This is a genomic window from Streptomyces sp. NPDC060031 (assembly GCF_042736805.1).
Lineage (GTDB): Bacteria > Actinomycetota > Actinomycetes > Streptomycetales > Streptomycetaceae > Streptomyces.
Map to the genome: position 1 here is coordinate 1 of NZ_JBHWVM010000131.1, position 16,986 is coordinate 16,986.

14 protein-coding genes and 3 pseudogenes are annotated in these 16,986 nt (G+C 69.8%); 8 read left to right on the plus strand and 9 right to left on the minus strand.

Annotated elements, in window-relative coordinates:
- Nucleotides 1-54 precede the first annotated feature (54 nt).
- Together ACFWB8_RS34385 and ACFWB8_RS34390 are read right to left on the minus strand one after the other, a co-directional pair.
- On the minus strand, nucleotides 55-2,544 hold the full coding sequence (locus ACFWB8_RS34385) for an RICIN domain-containing protein (protein WP_385236371.1): 2,490 nt from the start codon (nucleotides 2,542-2,544) through the stop codon (nucleotides 55-57).
- Nucleotides 2,545-2,656: 112 nt separating this feature from the next.
- Nucleotides 2,657-4,447, minus strand: a complete 1,791-nt coding sequence (locus ACFWB8_RS34390; RefSeq protein ID WP_385236407.1) for a glycoside hydrolase family 35 protein — start codon at nucleotides 4,445-4,447, stop codon at nucleotides 2,657-2,659.
- A gap of 522 nt (nucleotides 4,448-4,969) precedes the next feature.
- Between ACFWB8_RS34390 and ACFWB8_RS34395 the strand changes: the two genes are divergently transcribed.
- The 4 genes from ACFWB8_RS34395 to ACFWB8_RS34410 all read left to right on the plus strand — a co-directional run bounded on the left by ACFWB8_RS34395 (nucleotide 4,970) and on the right by ACFWB8_RS34410 (nucleotide 9,602).
- Nucleotides 4,970-6,004 (plus strand): LacI family DNA-binding transcriptional regulator, encoded by a 1,035-nt coding sequence (locus tag ACFWB8_RS34395; protein WP_385236374.1) that lies wholly within the window; start codon nucleotides 4,970-4,972, stop codon nucleotides 6,002-6,004.
- 706 nt (nucleotides 6,005-6,710) lie between these two features.
- Nucleotides 6,711-8,333: an MFS transporter gene (locus ACFWB8_RS34400; RefSeq protein WP_385236377.1), complete on the plus strand. Its 1,623-nt coding sequence runs from the start codon at nucleotides 6,711-6,713 to the stop codon at nucleotides 8,331-8,333.
- Between the two features lie 238 nt (nucleotides 8,334-8,571).
- Nucleotides 8,572-9,216, plus strand: coding sequence for a GAP family protein (locus ACFWB8_RS34405; protein WP_385236380.1), 645 nt, complete (start codon nucleotides 8,572-8,574; stop codon nucleotides 9,214-9,216).
- A gap of 227 nt (nucleotides 9,217-9,443) precedes the next feature.
- Nucleotides 9,444-9,602 carry a hypothetical protein gene (locus ACFWB8_RS34410; RefSeq protein WP_385236383.1) on the plus strand — a complete coding sequence of 53 codons (159 nt, stop codon included), beginning with the start codon at nucleotides 9,444-9,446 and terminating at the stop codon, nucleotides 9,600-9,602.
- Nucleotides 9,603-9,808: 206 nt separating this feature from the next.
- Here the strand turns inward: ACFWB8_RS34410 and ACFWB8_RS34415 are convergent, their stop codons facing one another.
- The 3 genes and pseudogenes from ACFWB8_RS34415 to ACFWB8_RS34425 form a co-directional block, all read right to left on the minus strand.
- Nucleotides 9,809-10,249 (minus strand): hypothetical protein, encoded by a 441-nt coding sequence (locus ACFWB8_RS34415; RefSeq protein WP_385236386.1) that lies wholly within the window; start codon nucleotides 10,247-10,249, stop codon nucleotides 9,809-9,811.
- Between the two features lie 209 nt (nucleotides 10,250-10,458).
- Nucleotides 10,459-11,226 carry an ISAs1 family transposase gene (locus ACFWB8_RS34420; RefSeq protein WP_385236389.1) on the minus strand — a complete coding sequence of 256 codons (768 nt, stop codon included), beginning with the start codon at nucleotides 11,224-11,226 and terminating at the stop codon, nucleotides 10,459-10,461.
- Nucleotides 11,151-11,426: pseudogene (locus ACFWB8_RS34425) on the minus strand (transposase family protein); the annotation flags it as partial. The gene ACFWB8_RS34420 and the pseudogene ACFWB8_RS34425, both read right to left, overlap by 76 nt.
- A 243-nt stretch (nucleotides 11,427-11,669) precedes the next feature.
- Here ACFWB8_RS34425 and ACFWB8_RS34430 point away from each other — a divergent pair.
- Nucleotides 11,670-11,918 carry a YaaC family protein gene (locus tag ACFWB8_RS34430; protein WP_385236392.1) on the plus strand — a complete coding sequence of 83 codons (249 nt, stop codon included), beginning with the start codon at nucleotides 11,670-11,672 and terminating at the stop codon, nucleotides 11,916-11,918.
- Between the two features lie 200 nt (nucleotides 11,919-12,118).
- Nucleotides 12,119-13,111, plus strand: a complete 993-nt coding sequence (locus ACFWB8_RS34435; protein ID WP_385236395.1) for a DUF4344 domain-containing metallopeptidase — start codon at nucleotides 12,119-12,121, stop codon at nucleotides 13,109-13,111.
- Nucleotides 13,112-13,530: 419 nt separating this feature from the next.
- Here the strand turns inward: ACFWB8_RS34435 and ACFWB8_RS34440 are convergent, their stop codons facing one another.
- The 3 genes and pseudogenes from ACFWB8_RS34440 to ACFWB8_RS34450 form a co-directional block, all read right to left on the minus strand.
- Nucleotides 13,531-13,824, minus strand: a complete 294-nt coding sequence (locus ACFWB8_RS34440) for a DUF2625 family protein (RefSeq protein ID WP_385236398.1) — start codon at nucleotides 13,822-13,824, stop codon at nucleotides 13,531-13,533.
- A gap of 69 nt (nucleotides 13,825-13,893) precedes the next feature.
- Nucleotides 13,894-14,016 (minus strand): annotated as a pseudogene (locus ACFWB8_RS34445) (IS3 family transposase); the annotation flags it as partial.
- A 152-nt stretch (nucleotides 14,017-14,168) separates the two neighbouring features.
- A complete protein-coding gene (locus tag ACFWB8_RS34450; protein ID WP_385236401.1) occupies nucleotides 14,169-15,038 on the minus strand; it encodes an acyl-CoA thioester hydrolase/BAAT C-terminal domain-containing protein in 870 nt (289 codons plus the stop codon).
- Nucleotides 15,039-15,198: 160 nt separating this feature from the next.
- On the opposite strand from ACFWB8_RS34450, the gene ACFWB8_RS34455 reads away from it, so the two are divergent.
- Together ACFWB8_RS34455 and ACFWB8_RS34460 are read left to right on the plus strand one after the other, a co-directional pair.
- A complete protein-coding gene (locus tag ACFWB8_RS34455) occupies nucleotides 15,199-15,888 on the plus strand; it encodes a hypothetical protein (RefSeq protein WP_385236404.1) in 690 nt (229 codons plus the stop codon).
- A 182-nt stretch (nucleotides 15,889-16,070) separates the two neighbouring features.
- Nucleotides 16,071-16,364, plus strand: coding sequence for a hypothetical protein (locus ACFWB8_RS34460; RefSeq protein WP_385236410.1), 294 nt, complete (start codon nucleotides 16,071-16,073; stop codon nucleotides 16,362-16,364).
- A 249-nt stretch (nucleotides 16,365-16,613) separates the two neighbouring features.
- Here ACFWB8_RS34460 and ACFWB8_RS34465 read toward each other — a convergent pair.
- A pseudogene (locus tag ACFWB8_RS34465) lies at nucleotides 16,614-16,986 on the minus strand (hypothetical protein); the annotation flags it as partial.

Below are 16,986 nucleotides of genomic sequence, written 5' to 3' on the forward strand. Positions count from 1 at the left end.
CAGGTCCCGGGTACTGCCCGGGACCACGGCGGGCCGGTCATGGCCGCGGTGGACTCAGCCGACGGTCCACCTCTGGAGCGCGGCGCCGGTGTCAGGCTGCTGGGTGACCGGTGCGCCATCGGTGGAGGACGCGGGGGTGAGGAGCAGTCCGCTCGCCGCGGAGACGACCGTGTGGGTGCCGTTGGCCTGGCGCGTGATGGTCCAGCGCTGGTTGGCGCCGTTGCCGCAGGTCCACTGGATGATCTTCGCGCCGCGGCTGGTGGAGCCTCCCTCGACGTCGGCGCACAGGCCGGACTCGCTGTTCTTCAACTGGTACGTGCCGTCAGGCTGTTGGGTGAAGGCCCAGCGCTGGTTGGCGCCGCCGTTGGGAGCCCAGGTGATGAGCTGGGTGCCGGGGGTGGTGCTGTGGCCGGGGTTGTCGAGTGCCTTGCCCCCGGCGGTGAGGGTGTGGACTCCGTCGAGGAAGGCCGTGACCGCCCACGTGAACGTGGCCGTGCCGGTGGCGGAGGAGGAGGCCGCGGTGACCGTCACGGCCGAGGTGCCGGCGGCGGTGGGGGTGCCGGTGATCAGGCCGCTGGAGCTGATGCTCAGTCCGGCGGGCAGGCCCGTCGCCGAGAAGGTCACGGGCTTGCCGGCGGAGTCGGTCGCCGCGAGTTGGAGGGAGACGGCCTTGCTCAGGGTGCCGGTCTGGTTGCCCGGGTTGGCGACCGTCACCGTCTCGGGTGCCGGGGCGATCGGGGCCAGTGTCAGGGTCTGCTCGGCAGCCGTGCGGGTGCCGCCGACCGTGTTGCCGGTGGTGTTGGTCCAGCTGCGGACGGGCGTGGTCTCGGACGGGCGGGCGGAGTCCGCGGAGAGACCGATGACGAGGCCGCTGTACCGGTTGACGATCTTGTACGTGCCGGTCGGGGTGCCGTTGGCGGGTGAGGTGCCGCGGATGACGAACCACTGCTGGCCGACGGTGGGCCCGCCGGTTCCGGCCGCGGTGGCGGTGGGCTTGGTGCCCCAGGCGCGGGTGGCCGTGGAGGTGGTGCCCACTCCGAGGAGCTGACCGGTGCCGGAGTTGGCGATGCGGTAGGAGCCGTCGCCGTTAGAGGCGAAGGTCCACGACTCGAGGCTGGAGCCGGTGGCGGCGGCGCGCGAGGTGGTGGCCGGGCTGCCGGAGACCTGGGCCAGGACCCGGCCGCCGGCGCTGCTGATGCGGTAGGCCTTGGAGGTGTCGACCGGCGCGGCGGGCGCGGTCGTGTCGATCGCGAGGTTGACGTACTCGCTGCTCGCTCCGCCCGAGCAGCCGAAGGAGCAGTACGAGCGGAAGTTTTTGCCGACGATCGTCGAGCTGGTCTTGTTGCCGCTGTCGAGGAACCAGCGGTACCAGGAGGCGTTCTTGTAGCTGCCCGTATCGCCGAGACGGAACCACTTCTGGGTGGTCAGGTCGGCGGTGGCGTAGATCTCCTGGGAAGCGTTGCCGCTCTGGTCGACCGCCTGGGGCTGGCCGATGTACAGGCCGAGGTGGGCGTTGTAGGTGATGTCCATGACGAACAGCGGGGACGTCGGGGGCATCAGGCCGGCGGCGACCTGCTGGCTCACCGAGCCGCTGTTGGCCGGGTCGTACTCCTTGGACGGCGGGGTGTATCCGGTCGCGCTGCCGGAGCCGACGGGGACCATGTTGCTCTCGCGGCCGCCGAGGCCGGGCTCGGACCAGGCTCCGTCGTACCACTTCTGCCAGGAGCCCGGCGCCAGCTTCGCCGAGATCGGAGCGCGGGCCACATGCCCGTAGAACGCGGCCCAGCCACCGCCCTTGTTCACGATCCGGGAGCCGTAGAAGGCGTAGAAGTAGCCGGATCCGGTGTCGACGAACAGCCGCTGGTCACCGGTGCCGTAGTGGAAGGTCTGCTGCGGGAAGGCGGCGTTGTCGCCGCGCTCGGTGCTGTAGGGCGAGGTGATGACGTGGTCCTTGATGGTCCACGTGCGGCCCTGGTCCTTGGAGACGGCGTAGTCGATGCCGTCGTAGTGCAAGCCGTCGGCGAACGGCTGCGGGGTGAACTCGTTGTGCACGAGTCCGTACCAGTCGCCGGTGTCCGGGTCGACCCAGACGCCGGCGAGGTCGCAGTAGTTCCGGTGTGCGTAGCCCGAGCCCGCCGGAGCGGGTGTCGATTCGAGACCGGTCGGGCTGTTGTCGCAGCGCCAAGTGGTGTCGTTGTTGCGGTCGTTGGAGTTGGCCGGGTTGACCGCGTCGCTGATGGCACCGGACCGGGTGGCGGTGTCCAGGTTGGTCCCCGTGAAGAACGTCCACTTGCGGGGGTCGTCGGCGCCGTAGAGCGCGTGGGCCTGCTGGAAGTAGAACGTGCCGTCCTTGTCGACGTACGTGCCGGCGGGGGTGTCGTCGGGGTGCGTCCAGGAGCCCTTGGCGCCGACCGTGACGGTGTAGGCGGGGGCGGGGGCGGCCGGCGCCGCGGATGCCGTGGGCATCAGCAGCGTGCTGCCGCCGGAGAGGACCAGCGCGGCGGCGGCGAGTGCGCCGGCCAGTCTGCTTCGAGGAGCGATCACGGGTACTCCTTGATCGGCGGAGCCGTGGGGGCCGGCTCCTTTGATGGTCCGTCGTCCTGCGGGACGTCGGTTCGTGCTCGGGACCGCTGTGACACGGCCTGAGTCCGGCGCGTCAGTCGAACGTCTCGACGTACTCCTCGCAGGGCCCGAGGTCGGGCGCGTCCACGAGGTCGACGCGGTGGCCGAAGTGGTCGAGTTCGAGGACCGTCAGGACGTTGTCCCCTGTGCGCAGCAGCGGACGGGGAACGTAGAGGGTCGTCTGCGGGCCCACGTCCCAGTAGCGGCCGAGCAGGGTGTCGTTGACCCAGACGAAGCCCTTGCCGAAGCCGGGCAGGCGCAGGAAGGTGTCGGCGGGCTCCTCGACCCGCAGGCGCGCGGTGGCGATGCCGCGGCCGTCAGAGGGCTCGGCGGCCGTGCTGGCGCGCGTGAGGTCCTCGGCGGTCCATTCGTCGAGCTGCAGGGGGTGCATGGACCATCCGTGGACGAGCCGCCGCTCCACGCGGACCCCGCCCAGGATGCCCTTGCCCTGTCCGAGCAGCGGGCCGTAGTTGATGCGCCCCTGGTTCTCCACCAGCAGTTCGAGCCGGATCGCCGCGCCCGTGCCGGTGACGCCGAAGGATGCCGTCGGCCGGTCCAGGACGGTGACGAGGGTGCCGTCGACGAAGACCTGTGCGCGGTCGTGGAGGCCGGTGACCGTCACCTCGTGGGTGCCGGGCGGTACGACCGGGTGCGCGGTGTAGAGCACGAGGCCGGAGGCTTGTCCGAGTTCCTCGAAACTGAGCGGGTTGGCGGCGTGCACGGGGGTCGACACCGACCTCAACGCGTCCAGCAGCGCGGACCCGCGGTGCACGCAGAGGGTGGCGGGCTCCAGCAGGAGCGGGTCGTCCGGCGGCTCGGGGACGGGGCGGGTGCTGTGGGGGGCGAGCTTGTCGCGCAGCGCGTGGAACTTGGGGGTGAGCGCGCCGTGCTCGGCCACGGGGGCGTCGGAGTCGTAGCTGGTGATGGTCGGCTGGAGGGCCGTGCCGTCGTGGTTCGCGCCGGCCCACAGCCCGAAGTTGGTGCCGCCGTGCGCCATGTACAGGCTCAGCGACCCGCCTAGGGCCAGGACGCCGTCGACGTCGTCGGCGGCGCTCGACGGGGAACGGACGTGGTGTGGCTCGCCCCAGTGGTCGAACCAGCCGTTCCAGAACTCGGCGCAGAGGAAGGGCTCGCCGGCGCGCCGTGAGCGCAGCAGCCCGGCGGCCTGGTCGGGGCGTGAGCCGAACGTGGTGGCCGCCAGTTCGCCGGGAAGGGTGCCGCCGTCGAGCATCAGTGGTGTGGGCCCGTCCGCCGTGAACAGCAGCTCGCGGACGCCGCGTGCCACCAGGGCGTCGCGCAGCCAGCGCATGTAGGTGTGGTCGTCGCCGTAGCTGCCGTACTCGTTCTCGATCTGCACGGCCACGACCGGGCCGTCCTGCGCCGCCTGGTGGGCGGCGACGAGCGGGATCAGTACGTCGAACCAGAGTCCGACCTCGTCGAGGAACTCGCGGTGGCTGCTCCTGGGCCGCATGCCGGGGCGTCCGGTCAGCCAGGCGGGCAGGCCGCCGTTGTCCCATTCGGCGCAGATGTACGGGCCGGGGCGGACGATGACGTCCAGGCCGGCTTCCTCCGCTAGCCGCAGGAACCGGGGCAGGTCACGCCAGCCGTCGAAGCGGATGTCACCGCGTCTGCGCTCGTGGAAGTTCCACGGCACGTAGGTGTCCACAGTGTTCAGGCCGAGCGCGGCGACGCGCTGGAGGCGGTCGGCCCACTGCTCCGGGTGGACGCGGAAGTAGTGCAGGGAGCCGGACAGGATCCGGTGGGGCCGCCTGTGGCGCAGGAAGGTGCCGTCGTCGGCCCAGCTCAGTACGGGCTGCGTGACCAGCGCGTCGGCGACGGGGGTGCGGCGGGCGGTGCGGACGGACTCGGCAGTGAGGGCGGGAGGGGTCACTTGACGGCTCCGGTGGCCGTGCCCGCGCGCCGCAGGCGCCGCGGCGCGAGGCCAAGGGAGTCCTCGTGGCCCGGCGGCCTTCCCCGGAATGTTATCGATGCCTTTTCGGGGGCCGATCCGGAGGTCGAGCCCGCACGCGAGCCCGGACCCGCGCTCCCGCGGGTCGCAGGGACGAGGCCGGGAGCCCCCGCCGCTCCCGCGAGGTGGATGATTCTACGCTTCACAGCTCCTCCTGAGTGCCGCGGCAGGCAACGGAGTCGTCCTGCACGGGAGCCTCGTGTCCGGCGGCGTACACCGGCGGAGTCGTCCGTCCGGCGTGCTGATTGCCGAAACTATGGCAGAGAATGTTATCGATGCCAATAGTGGGTAGGAGGCGGCATCCGGCCAGGGAATACGGCACGTGGGCCGTCATGTGAGCGATATCATTGACCAGGTCGGACAGGAGAAAAGGACCCCATGTCGAAGAGCGGTGACACCAACGGCGGAGCGCGCCCCCCGGGCATGCTGGACGTCGCCCGGGTCGCCGGCGTGTCCGCCCAGACCGTCTCGCGCGCGCTCGCCGGGCACCCCAACGTGCAGGAGAAGACGCGCGCCAAGGTCCTGGCGGCGGTCGACCAGCTCGGCTACCGCCGCAACAACGCCGCCCGGATGCTCTCGTCGGGCCGGAGCCGGACCATCGGCGTCGTCACCCTCCAGACGAGCTTCTACTCCAGGGCCGCTGTCACGTCCGGCATCGAGAAGGCCGCCCACGAGGCCGGCTACGCCGTCAGCGCCGCCACCACCGCCTCGCTGGACACCTCCGCCATCGAGAACGCACTCTCCCGACTCGCTGACCAGGACGTCGAAGGGATCATCCTCTCGGTGCCCCTCATCCACACCAGCAGCAGGATCGAGCAGCTGACCCGCACCACGCCCACCGTCACCATCGACGGCTCGCGCACCGACGCGACCGAGGTCCTCGCCCTCGACCAGGTCCAGGCCGCCCGCATCGCCACCCAGCACCTGCTGGACCTCGGACACGAGACGGTCTGGCACATCGCCGGCCCCGCGGAGTGGCTGGAATCGGCCCACCGCCGCGACGGGTGGCGATCCGCCCTCGAAAGCGCGGGCCGTGCCGTTCCGCCACCACTGGAAGGGGACTGGTCACCCGCCTCCGGCTACCGCAACGGCCTGGTGCTCGCGCGGATCCCGGACGCCACCGCCATCTTCGTCGCGAGCGACGAGATGGCCTTCGGGGTGATCAGGGCCCTGCACGAGGTGGGCCGGCGCGTACCGGACGACATCTCGGTCGTCGGATTCGACGACATCGAGCTCGCCGAGTACTGCTCGCCCTCCCTCACAACCATCGCCCAGCCGTTCCAGCACATGGGAGCCCTCGCGGTGACCCACCTGCTCCGCCAGATCGACGCCCCCGGCGCCGTCCCCGAGCCGCGCTCGGTCGAACCACGGCTCGTCGTCCGCTCCAGCACGAGGACCGCACCCGGTCGTTGAGCCCTGGCGCGAGGTGCCCGACCCGACCGTGAGCGATCGGGTACGTCGCTGCGCCGACTGTGGCCGCCACACGCGCCGGGCACCCGGCCGTCCCGTGCCCCGGCAGCCCGTGGCGGGCCGGACGTCGCATCAGCCGGCCGGCATCCGTTTGGTCAGGACGAATGCTTCGGGCGAGCGTCGGACGGGGGCCTGGTCCAGGAATCGATTACCTCGTCCAGCTGGTCGAGCGGGGCGGTCCGGTGGAGCAGACCGATGGGGTGGGCCGTATCGGCGTCGAAGACGTCGCTGGGCGGAACGCCGCGGACCCACGAGGTGGCCAAGCCGTGGGCAGGGACCCGAGAGGTGTCGTCGCGGTCCGCCGCACCGGGCGGGCCGCAGCACGAGGGCTTTGAGCTGGCCCGCCGCGTCACGGCCGAGGCCGGGAGCTGAGGGGATATGCGCCGGCCGTCACCGGGCGTCCGGTGTCCCCTCGTTCCGGTCCTCGGCCGATGGGCGCTGTTGGCGCGTTCTGGCCTGCTCGACCGCTGACACAGGAACCGGCCGCGATACCGGTCAACAACCCGCTGCGGTCCGAAAACCGCGGCGGGCACCGGCGGGGCGGGCGGACCGCGTCAGCGACGGTGGGCGTGTCATCCCAATGGGGCGATGTGCGGCACGGCGGATCAGGTAAGACTCTCGCGAAGCCCAACTTCGCCCCGGAGGTTCCATGTCGAAAAGCGGCGCGCCTCGCATCGACGTTCCGCGTGAGGCCCCGGCGCGGGCGTCGCTCGTTCTGGCGTCCCTGATCATCGTTGCCGCGGTGGCCAACTTGAACCTGTCGGTGGCCAACGTGGCGCTGCCCGCGATCGGGAAGGCCTTCGACTCCTCCCAGACTGCGCTGAACCTGATCGCCGTGGGGTACTCCCTCGGCCTGGCCGCATCGGTGCTCTATCTGGGTGCGGTCGGCGACCGTCACGGGCGCAAGCTGCTGCTGCTCCTCGGCATCGCTCTGTCCATCCCCGCCTGCCTGCTCGCCGCGTACGCGCCGAACGACACCGTCCTCGTGGTGGCCCGGATCCTCGGCGGGCTCTCGGCCGGCATGGCCTACCCGACCACCCTGGCGCTGATCACCGCCCTGTGGTCGGGGCCGGGGCGGACGAAGTCGATCGCGCTGTGGTCGGCTCTGGGCGGTGGCATCTCCATGCTCGGGCCGGTGATCTCGGGCGCGCTGCTCGAACGCTTCTACTGGGGGTCGGTGTTCCTGGTCACCCTGCCCCTCGCCGTGGTCGCGCTGGTCATGGCCCTGCTGTTCGTCCCCGCGCACGCCAACGAGTCGGCCGAACCGGTGGACAACCTCGGCGGCATCCTGTCCGTCCTCCTGGTCGCGGGACTGGTGCTGGCGATCAATTTCGCCGCCGTCCCCGACCAGGGGGCACTGGTCGTCGGCCTCGTGGTGATCGCCCTGGCTGCCGGAGCGGCGTTCTTCTGGCGTCAGCGCCGGGCTCCCAACCCGTTGTACGACCTCCACGTCGCCGGCCGGCGCACGTTCTGGGTCGCCGCCTGCGCGGGAATCATCGTGTTCGGCTCCATGATGGGGTCGGCATTCATCAGTCAGCAGTACCTGCAGAACGTGCTCGAGTACAACCCCGTCGAAGCCGGCGCCGCCATCCTCCCCCTCGTCGTGATGATGGTGCTCGTGGCGCCACGGTCCGCGAAGCTGGTCGAGACACGCGGCGCCCGCACGACCCTGCTGATCGGTTACGCATTCCTCTTCCTTGCCTTCGCCTGGATGCTGCTGTTCTGGGGCGAGGACAGCAGCTACTGGCAGATCGGCTTCGCCTACGTGCTCATCGGTATCGGCGCCGGCTTCGCCGGGACGCCCGCATCCCACTCGCTGACCGGATCGGTGCCCGTGCGACGGGCTGGCATGGCCTCAGGCACCGCCGACCTGCAACGGGACCTCGGCGGGGCCATCATGCAGTCCATCATGGGCGTGCTCCTGACCGCCGGCTATGCCTCGGCCTTCAGCGCGGCGATCGCCGCTTCCCCCGAGAGCAAGGACGTGTCGGACCAGGTCCAGAGCGAGCTGACGAAGTCGTTCGCCTCCGCCGGGCAGGTCGCCCAGCAGCACCCCCGGTACGCCGACCAGATCATCGCGGCAGCACGCCAGTCATTCCTCCACGGCGACGACTGGGCGTACACCGTCGGCCTGGCCGCGATCGCCCTGGGTGCGCTGCTGATCTTCTTCATGTTCCCGCACCGGGACGCCGAGCGGGAACTCCTGCGGCGCTACTACACCGAGGACTCCGCCTCCGCCGCCACCGAGAGGCCGAGCGGACCGGGAGCCTGAGAGGTCAGCCGGTCAGCCGGTCGCCGACCGTGTCGTGCGCGGCCTTGCCCCATGGCCGTCGAAAGCAGGTCTGAGGACCGGATTGACGCGGGCGAGGATGCGGGCGTGGCCTGCTTGACCAGCCGGGCCGCCACCTGCAGAGTCGGGATGCAGCACCGCAGCGCCGCCCGACTCCGTTGACCGGTCCCGCCCATCCACACGTGGCTGACGGTCCTGACACCCAGGAGCGGCTGACCCTATGGTCCTTGACCTGGTGGTGATCGGTACGGCCGTCACCTTGGGGCCTTTGCACAACAGCGCCTTCATCCTGCTTCTCTCCTCACGGCGCGGCGTCCGCCAGGGCCTGGCGTTCCTGTTGTCGTGGCTGGCCAACCTGATCGCGGTCATCGCCTGCGTGGTGCTGCTGACCGGCGGACAGCCCCCGGCCCGTCACAGCGCGCCCTCGACCGCCGCGATCGCTGCGAAACTCGCCATCGGCGTGGCTCTGGTGCTGTACGGCGCCCACCGGCACCGCCGACCGCCCCGCCCGCACGGCCCACCGCGCTGGACCGCCCGGATCGACAACGCCTCCCCGGCCACCGCAGCCGGCCTGGCATGGCTGCTGCAACCCTGGGCACTGGTCGGCGCCGGCGCCGCGACCGCCATCGACGCGAACCTCTCCACCCCCACCGACTGGCTCGCACTGACAGGCTACTGCCTGCTGGCCACGCTCAGCCTGATCGTCATGGAGATGTACGCGCTCTGGGCGTCCGCGGCCGCGGACGCCCGGCTGAACGCCCTGCGGAGCTGGCTGGAGCAGCACCAGGAGCAGCTGATCGTCACGCTCTCCCTGCTCGCCGGCCTGTGGCTGACGGCCCGGAGCATGTACGAGCTGGTCGCCTGACACGGACGGCCCCGAGTGACGAGCCACCGCACCCGGCGCCCCCGCCCCACAGGGCCGTCAGCGGGAATACGGCACAACTGGAGTGACGCTCCCCGCCGGCCGGCGGCTACGCGTGGGATGCGGCCCGCCGTGAGGCGTACGCGAACGACCAGGCGTCCCCCGACACCCTGATCGCCGTCTCCGCCGCCTCCAACAGGAGCAAAAGCGACAAGGATCCGGCGCAGTGGATGCCGTCGGACGGCTCCTACCACTGCACGTACGCCGCGACGTGGGTCGGCGCGAAGCTGCGCTGGGATCTGGCCGTCGACGAGAACGAGCGCCAGGCGCTCTTCGGGATCGCCGAGGACTGCCCCACCACCGCCGTCGTCTACGAGCCCGCCCTGTAACCCTCCTTCGACCAAGACTGAGGTGCTCGGGCCTTCCAGCGCTTCGCCGTAGTGGCTCCAGCCGCAGTAGCGGGCCAGGAGGGTCCGGGAGTCGTCGGCGTTCAGCCCCAAGGCCGCGGCCACCTTCTCCGGGTCCTGCCCACGAGCGTCGTGGGCAGGACCGTGCGCGGTGCGTCCGGCGATGAGTTCCAGGGAGTGGGCAGCTTTCAGGGCGGCGGTCGGTGCGTCCTGGCCGAGTGCTCGATCGCCTCGGCGACGTCCCGGAGAAGGGTCTCCAGTTCGGCGGGCAGGGGGACGGTGGTGGCTCCGACAGCTGTGATGTGCCGGTCCCAATCGTCCTGGCAGTCCCTGGCAGGCTCCCAGCCGTACTCACGGAAGGGCAGATTGCCGGCCGTTGTCCGGTCCAGGATGCGGGGCTCGCCCCGCCAGCCGCACGAGCACTCCCCCTGCAGGGCATGCGTCCGGGGGCGCTGCGGGTAGGCACCGCCGTCGTAGACGGACCAGTGGCGGACCTCCCAACCGAAGCCGCCGGAGTTCGAGTCGAAGTACACCGGCTTGGGACTGCTTCCGTCTTCCAGGAGCGTCCCGACCCGGCCCTCGTGCGACTTCCCGTACTCCTCGGACGTCCAGATCTCGTCCTTCTCCACCAGCACCTCCACACCGCACCGTGGGCGGGATCCCCGCCCCTGGATAGACGAATCCCGCACCCAAGGGGCAGCTGCGGGGAATCGACCGAATCTGCCTCATCGGAGGGCCGCTTCGATACGACGATGCGGACGGAACGCATGTGAGCACCCCGGACCGGGACCCGGGGCAGGGCTGATTCATAGTCTGGTTGATCATGTCCCGGTGCAGGTCAGGGGCAGTCCGAGTAGGTCGAGTCGCCGGGTGAACGGCGCGTAGGAGACCTCTCGGAGTCGATGCGGCCGATGAGCTGGGGTGATGCCTCAGACGACGTCATGTCGGTGATGGCGTGGACGGTCTGCCGGGTGACCTTGCCGGTCTTCAGATCGGTGCGGTGCCGGTGGATCTTCACGGCCTGGACCAGGTACGGGAAGTCCAGGCCGGTGACGGTGACGGTGCGCACCGAGCGGGTCTCGCGCCGGCCGTGCCCGGCCTCGCGGTCGGAGCGGCGGGCGGTCACCTCCTTCCACGGCAGGGCTTTGAGCGCCGCGTGCAGTTTCGGCTGGTTGCCCTTGCCGACCATCAGGTAGTGGGCGTTCTTCCTCTCCACCAGCCATTTCGCGTGCTCGCGTTGGGTGTGGAGGGCGTCGGCGGTCACCACGGCGCCGGTCAGATCGAAGGGGGCCAGCAGGGCGGTGAACGCGGTGATCTCGTTGGTTTTATCCGGTACCCGGAGCTGGCTGACGGTCCGGCCGGCGGCCGTCACAGCGGACAGGAGGTGGGCGGCCGGGGCGGTTTCGGTTCGTGAGCCGCGGGCGGTCTTGCCGTCGACCGCGACCGACTCCGTCCCGGCCGGGTCGTGGCCGAGAAGGTCTGCGAGCCCGCCAGGACCAGCACCCGGCGCACGGTCGAGGGCGAGGCCGGACGGTGTACCCCGAGGGGCCCTCGTGCGTGAAATCCCAGGCGGGAGAGGGTGTCCTGGGGTGCGTGGCGGGCCCACTGCCCGATGGCCAGGTAGGAACGGGCACCGGCCAGGACGGCGCAGGCGGCAGTCAACAACACCGAGGCGAGGATATGACGCCGTCCCCGCCGGTCACGGGGATCGGGCAGCACAGCCAGCCGGGCCGCCGCGCCGGGAAGTTCACGGTGTTCACGCGAGGGCGGCTTGACCAGACAGACGGTGGCAGACTGGCGGCACATCGGGGCTCCGGCGGTCGGGCGACTTGGAGGTCCCCTTGATCATCGGAGCTTCGTTGCGTGCGGAACTTTCGTAGTGAAGGTTCGACACATCCCTGTGACCTGCTGGCTCTCGAAGCCGCCAGGACTATGAATCCGCCCTGCCGGACTACGAGCGGCACCACCCGGACGCCGGCTGGCTGGCCATGCACTGGAAGATGCCAGCGGAGACAGGCACTCGAGAAGAGCGCCTGGAGCCTATCCGCCATGACCCGGAAGTACGCCGGGCATCGCTACTTCATCCCCGCCGTCGCGGACCTGCCGCGTGAATTCCACCCGCTGATGGCGTGGTGGGCAGTGCTGTACGCGCTGTCGATGCTCGCCCGATACCAGCCCGCCCAGTGGGCGAACCACATCAACGTGGACGGCAGCCGACACGCGGTGCCCATCGAGAAGATCCTCGAACGGGCCATGGAACATCTGCCTGGGCTGATTGCTGACACCATCCAGGAATGATGTCGCTCACTGCGACGGCGCGTACCTGGTCGTCCTCGTCGGGGATCCCTGATGCTGCGGTTGTCGAACGGGTCGAATCAGGCGGCCTCCCGAAGGTCGCCCACACAGCGAACGGTCCCCCGTACGGGCGGCTCGACGGGCACCCGCCTCCGGACGGCCGGAGGATCAGTGCGGGGACACGCGACGGGAGCCGATCAAGGATGCCGAACACCGCCGGTCGCTCGAAGAGGGCGTGCATCGTCCTGTCAGGTGTGCTGCTCCTCGCCGGGGTCGTCTCGACCGGGTGCAGCGGCGAGGCCCGCGACGCCGGGCAGGGGCCTGGAGCAGGGCCCCGCCCCCAGGCGGCGCGCTCCGGCAGGGTCACCGTCGTCTACGAGGCCCAAACGGTCAAACCGGAGGACCGGGAGGCCGTGGCACTGATCCGGAACTCCCGCGTGCTGGAGCGTACGGCCGACTGGGTGAACAGATCACTCACCCTCCCGCACGACATGGTCGTGAAGGTCACCGCCGCCGTGCCGCCCGGCGTCACCGACGCCGTCACCCAGCCCGACGGCAGGACGATCTTCGTCCCGCCACCGTTCCTGACCGAGATCGAGAAGGCCCTCGCCGACGTCGTGAAGACCGTCGAACGGCCCGCCCCGTTCCCCGCGTCCGAGTACAACACCGACGACCTGACCGTGCTGTCGACCGAATTTATCTTCGGCCACGAGATGGGCCATGCCCTGCAGCGCCAGCTCCTCCTGGCCAACCTCGGTCTCGAAGAGGACGCGGCGGACGGCTTCGCGTCCTTCTATACCGTCAACGAGGTCGGGCCGGGCCCGTCGCTGGCCGCCGCGATCCTCTTCGACGAGATCGCACGCAAGGAAGGCACGCCGACCTTGGAGGGCATGTCGAGCGACCACCCCGTTACCCAGCAGCGGGCCTTCAACTTCCTGTGCTACCTGGAGGGCAGCGACCCGAAGAAGTACCAGCAGTCCCTGGTCGACAGCGGCTATCTCCCGAAAACCCGCGCCCCCCTCTGCCCACAGGCGTGGGCAATGCTGGACTACGGCTGGTGGACCCAGCTCCAACCCCACTTCAGCGGGGCGTTCAGGGCCCAGGGTGCCGAGGAGCAGAAGAAGGCGCACAGGCGGCTGGTCGCGGAGACACAGGCTCTGGCGAAGCGCATCGACGAGATCCGCAGCGGTCAATGAGGTAAATGACGCGTACCCCGTCGATCTCGTCCGCGTAGTCGCGCAGCAGGGTTCCGGGGACTATCGCGGGATCGGCGCCGAGGCGGTGTGCAACGCTCCACCAGCAAGATCAATATCCGCACACCGGCGCCGAACAGGGGAACAGCGAGTGTCCGACACGGGCCCGGGAGGATCCGGCACGGTGCTGAAAGGCGCTCGCGCAACAACGGGTCGCCCACGTAGTGCCCGGTCCCCTCGCGCCGCCGCCGGCCACCAGAATCGAAGCGGACCTCTTCCCTCGGCTATCGCGAGGTAAGACACCTCATGCAGTTAAGCCGTCAAGCCGTGGGGTGTTCGCCGGCCCATCGCGTCCGTTGAACCTCGGCCCTGTCCCCCGGCTCTGGACCTCGCTGACACACCAGGACCGCCAGCGAAGCCAGTCACACGTCGCCCAGGAAACCAGGATCGGACGGCCCCATCTGCCGGGCGAAGTCCGCTGCGACTCCCAGCACCTCGCGCATCGGCACAGGTCGCCGACTCGTGGCCGCGAGATCGGCGTGAGCTTCCTCGGACCACAGGAACGGATATACGGAAAGACCCTGCTCGAAAGCCAGGGCCGCAGCCTCCTCACGCCAGCCGGGCCAGCGCATTCCGTCGTAGAACGTCTCCAGCCTGCCCGAGAGCAGCCAGGAGACCCACCCGGAGTGGTGAGGTGCCCCCCGGAGTGTGGACACAGGGGTTCATGCCGCGAGTGAGAGTTTAGCTGTCCTGTGGTGGTGCTGTTCGAACTCCATCGGGGAGAGGTAGCCGAGGACTCGGCGCGACCGGATGTCGATGACGCAAGCGAGGTAGAGCCACGCGGCTCCGACCTGCACGTATGTGATGTCGCCGCACCACTTCTCGTCCAGCACGCCGGCGGTGAATTCATGCCCATTGCACCTTCTTCGTCACCACGATCGAGTTCCGCCCCACCCTCGAACGCTGGCGGGACGACGCGGCGGCCAAGGGGCAGGTCGCACGGGAGTAGATCTTCGGCGGACTCCTCAGCCGGCTCGACGGAGAAGCCTCTTGACGGCGGTCAGCAACTGGGGGGAGCTGTCCTGGCGAGTTTGTCGAGGATGTGCGGCCACGCAGCCTCTCCCAGGAGCGCGTCAGCTCTGGGCGTGCCTCCGTACAGGAAGTGCGGGGAGGCGGGCGCCGGGCTCTCGCCGGGAAAGCGCGGTCGGTGGCCGGCATCGTGGCGGGCGATGAGGTGCACGGTGGTCCCGGCTGCGTGTCGGCGTTCTGCCAGTTGTTCGGCGAAGCGGAGAGAAGGCCACATCTCGTCGTCGCCGCCAGCGACGAGCAGCAGGTCGGCCCGGGCCTTTTCGACGGGGATCTCTGCCCGAGGGAGCAGGTGAGCGAAGCTCCGCTCGCTGAGTTCGTACCAGCTGCGGATGGCGGCCGGACCGCTGCCCGGGTTGACCGGGGTCCAGGAGTCATCCAGCGGAACAAAAGGCAAGGGCCGCCCCTGCCAGGTCCAGGAAGAACGATACGGGCGCGGTTCCCCATCGGGGCCCGGGCCCACATTGCACCAGACGCGCGAGGTGGGCGACAGCGCAATGACAACGTCCACGCGCGGGTCGTGCACGGCCGTGAGCAGAGCTGCTTCAGCCCCCTTGGAGACACCGAGGATGCCGATGCGTCGGGCTCCGGTCGCGGTGAGGAAGTCGATCGCAGCGGTGAAGGTTTCCAAGGGGATCTCACAGATTCCCGGAGACTGCCCTGGTCCGCCGAACCAGCGGATGGACAGAGCCGCGATGCCCTGCTGAGCGAGGATGCCTGCCCGTTCGCGTTCGATGCGTCCGCTGGAACCGGCCAGGACCACAACGCCGACGTCACTGCCGTGGGCGGGAGCGGCGAGAACGCCTTCCCAGGGATGGCCCAGCTCGCGCTTAACTACGTCCACGAGCTCTCCAGTTCGGCGCTTCGCAGTCAACAAGGGTGTCTTGCGCAGCTTCTCAGACTCAGCCAGAGACGTGACATCGAGTCCTGCGTATTGGCTCACCCCTCGCTCAAGAACTCACCGACCCAGCGATCGGTGGGTCCTTCTGCTTTCCGCTCCCCGCATGTGCCTCAGTGAGGAATTCGGCGGTGACTCGCTGTCGATCATCTGCGGCGACGTTGCTGAGATCGTGGAGGCCAGCGCCCAGGGCGACGTCGGTGGCGTCCACGAGGCTGCCACCATCCTCCTGGCCAACTTCGACGGACTGCTGCTTCCTGCAGAGCGATCAGGCGTTGGAGCAGGAGCGCTTGCGGAGCAGGGCGAAGCCTGCCGTGCCGAACGTCTGGCGTGCATCTTGATCCGGTTACGTGTCCTTCACGGCCGCGAAGGACCGGACGTGCCGACCGGCCGATGGAGCGTCCGGGCACCGGGCCTCACCTGCGCACGCCCTCTCGGCGCGGGCTGCCCGAACCCTGACCCTCCTGTCCAGCGGCAGCCGAGCGGACTTCTTCCGCAGGGACTGCGCTTCGTACTGGCTCATGGGGCTCGGGTGGGTGAAGGGGGAGCAAAGTGGGAAATGATCACGGGGTTGTCGTTAGGTTCGGACTCCACACGGAAGGAGCACCCCGTGGCACCGGCACCCCAGCATCACACCGCGGATGAACTGATTCCCCGGCCGGAGCGCACCGCAGGCGCCTTGCGGGTCGCCCTGGCCAGAGTTGACGCATCCCGCCTGGACGAAATGCAGCGCACGATGGACGAAGCCTTCTCCCAGGCCATCGACCACAAGTCGCTCGCCCCCATCCAGGCGTGACTGCTGGTCTGGGCCCAGAACATCGAGATCGCCCGGCGCCTGGACCTGCGTACACGTTTCCAGGACGCGCAGGACGTCCTGGCCATGTACGACAAGCACGAGCACGACGACGAAGACGCCGTGAACCAGGCCCTTGCCGAGATCAGCGCCGTACTCGATGAAGCCCAGCAGGCGGTGGGCGGTTGAGCTGGAAGTGGGAGTACGCCTTCAGCGCCGAGGCGACAGCCCGGACAGCCCCGGCCCCGTTTCTGCGGGAGGTGGAGAAGAAGGCGGACGAGCTGGTGCGCATGTGCGAGGTCACCTACCTCCACGCCGGCGACCACCAAGGACTCGACCCCAAGGGCGACACCCTCACGATCCCCGGCGGAATGATCACCTATCAGGTCGTCGTCCGCCGCGAGGCCGTCATCTCCTGGAGTTCCTGCGACGAGCCGGCCTGGACCCGGACGACGTCCGCCTCGACGACGCACGCCTGATCGAGTGGCGCGGCGGCGGGCCAGCCGTCTGGACCCCGGATGCCCGCGAGAAGTGAGCGAGTCCGGGTGAGCGGCCCCCGCGGAAGCTGTGAGTGAAGCTCCGAACGCGGCGGAGGGGAGTCACCCAAATTTTGGGTGACTCCCCTCCGCCGCGCCGTGATCAGCGCTTCCTCCACGGGCCGGAGCGCGGACGGGCGGCGATCTGCCCGGGCCTGGTGCCGCTCATCCCATCGAGGGGGCCGGTCCGCCCTACACGGCCTTTGCCAGAGTTGTGCGGGCCTGGTGGGTGAAGTCGGTGACCTGCTGCTCTTCCCGCCAGGGGCCAGCGCCGCGGTGATGTCCTGGACGTATCCGTGGGCGCGGATGGAGCGGACCTTGCGGAGCACGTCGAGAGCCTGGGCGGGGGCCCTTGGGGCCGCCTTCCATGTACCAGCGGGCCTGCAGCGTGGTGAGTTCCTGTACCGGGTCGAGGCGACCGGTGGCGTACTCCAGGCCGGCCATGCCGTCGTGACAGCGGCCGGTAGATACGGTTCTGATCCACTTCTTGTGGGGGCAGTGACGCGGCGTCACAGCGGGCTGGAAGGATGGCTGTTCGTGTGATTGCAGCGTGTTCTCGACGTTC

Excerpts from the sequence above, each read along its gene's own strand:
- ACFWB8_RS34410 (WP_385236383.1), top strand. The coding sequence starts at position 9,444 with ATGCCGTCGGACGGCTCCTACCACTGCACGTACGCCGCGACGTGGGTC.
- ACFWB8_RS34435 (WP_385236395.1), top strand. The coding sequence starts at position 12,119 with ATGCCGAACACCGCCGGTCGCTCGAAGAGGGCGTGCATCGTCCTGTCA.
- ACFWB8_RS34395 (WP_385236374.1), top strand. The coding sequence starts at position 4,970 with ATGTCGAAGAGCGGTGACACCAACGGCGGAGCGCGCCCCCCGGGCATG.
- ACFWB8_RS34430 (WP_385236392.1), top strand. The coding sequence starts at position 11,670 with ATGACCCGGAAGTACGCCGGGCATCGCTACTTCATCCCCGCCGTCGCG.
- ACFWB8_RS34400 (WP_385236377.1), top strand. The coding sequence starts at position 6,711 with ATGTCGAAAAGCGGCGCGCCTCGCATCGACGTTCCGCGTGAGGCCCCG.
- ACFWB8_RS34405 (WP_385236380.1), top strand. The coding sequence starts at position 8,572 with ATGGTCCTTGACCTGGTGGTGATCGGTACGGCCGTCACCTTGGGGCCT.
- ACFWB8_RS34455 (WP_385236404.1), top strand. The coding sequence starts at position 15,199 with ATGTGCCTCAGTGAGGAATTCGGCGGTGACTCGCTGTCGATCATCTGC.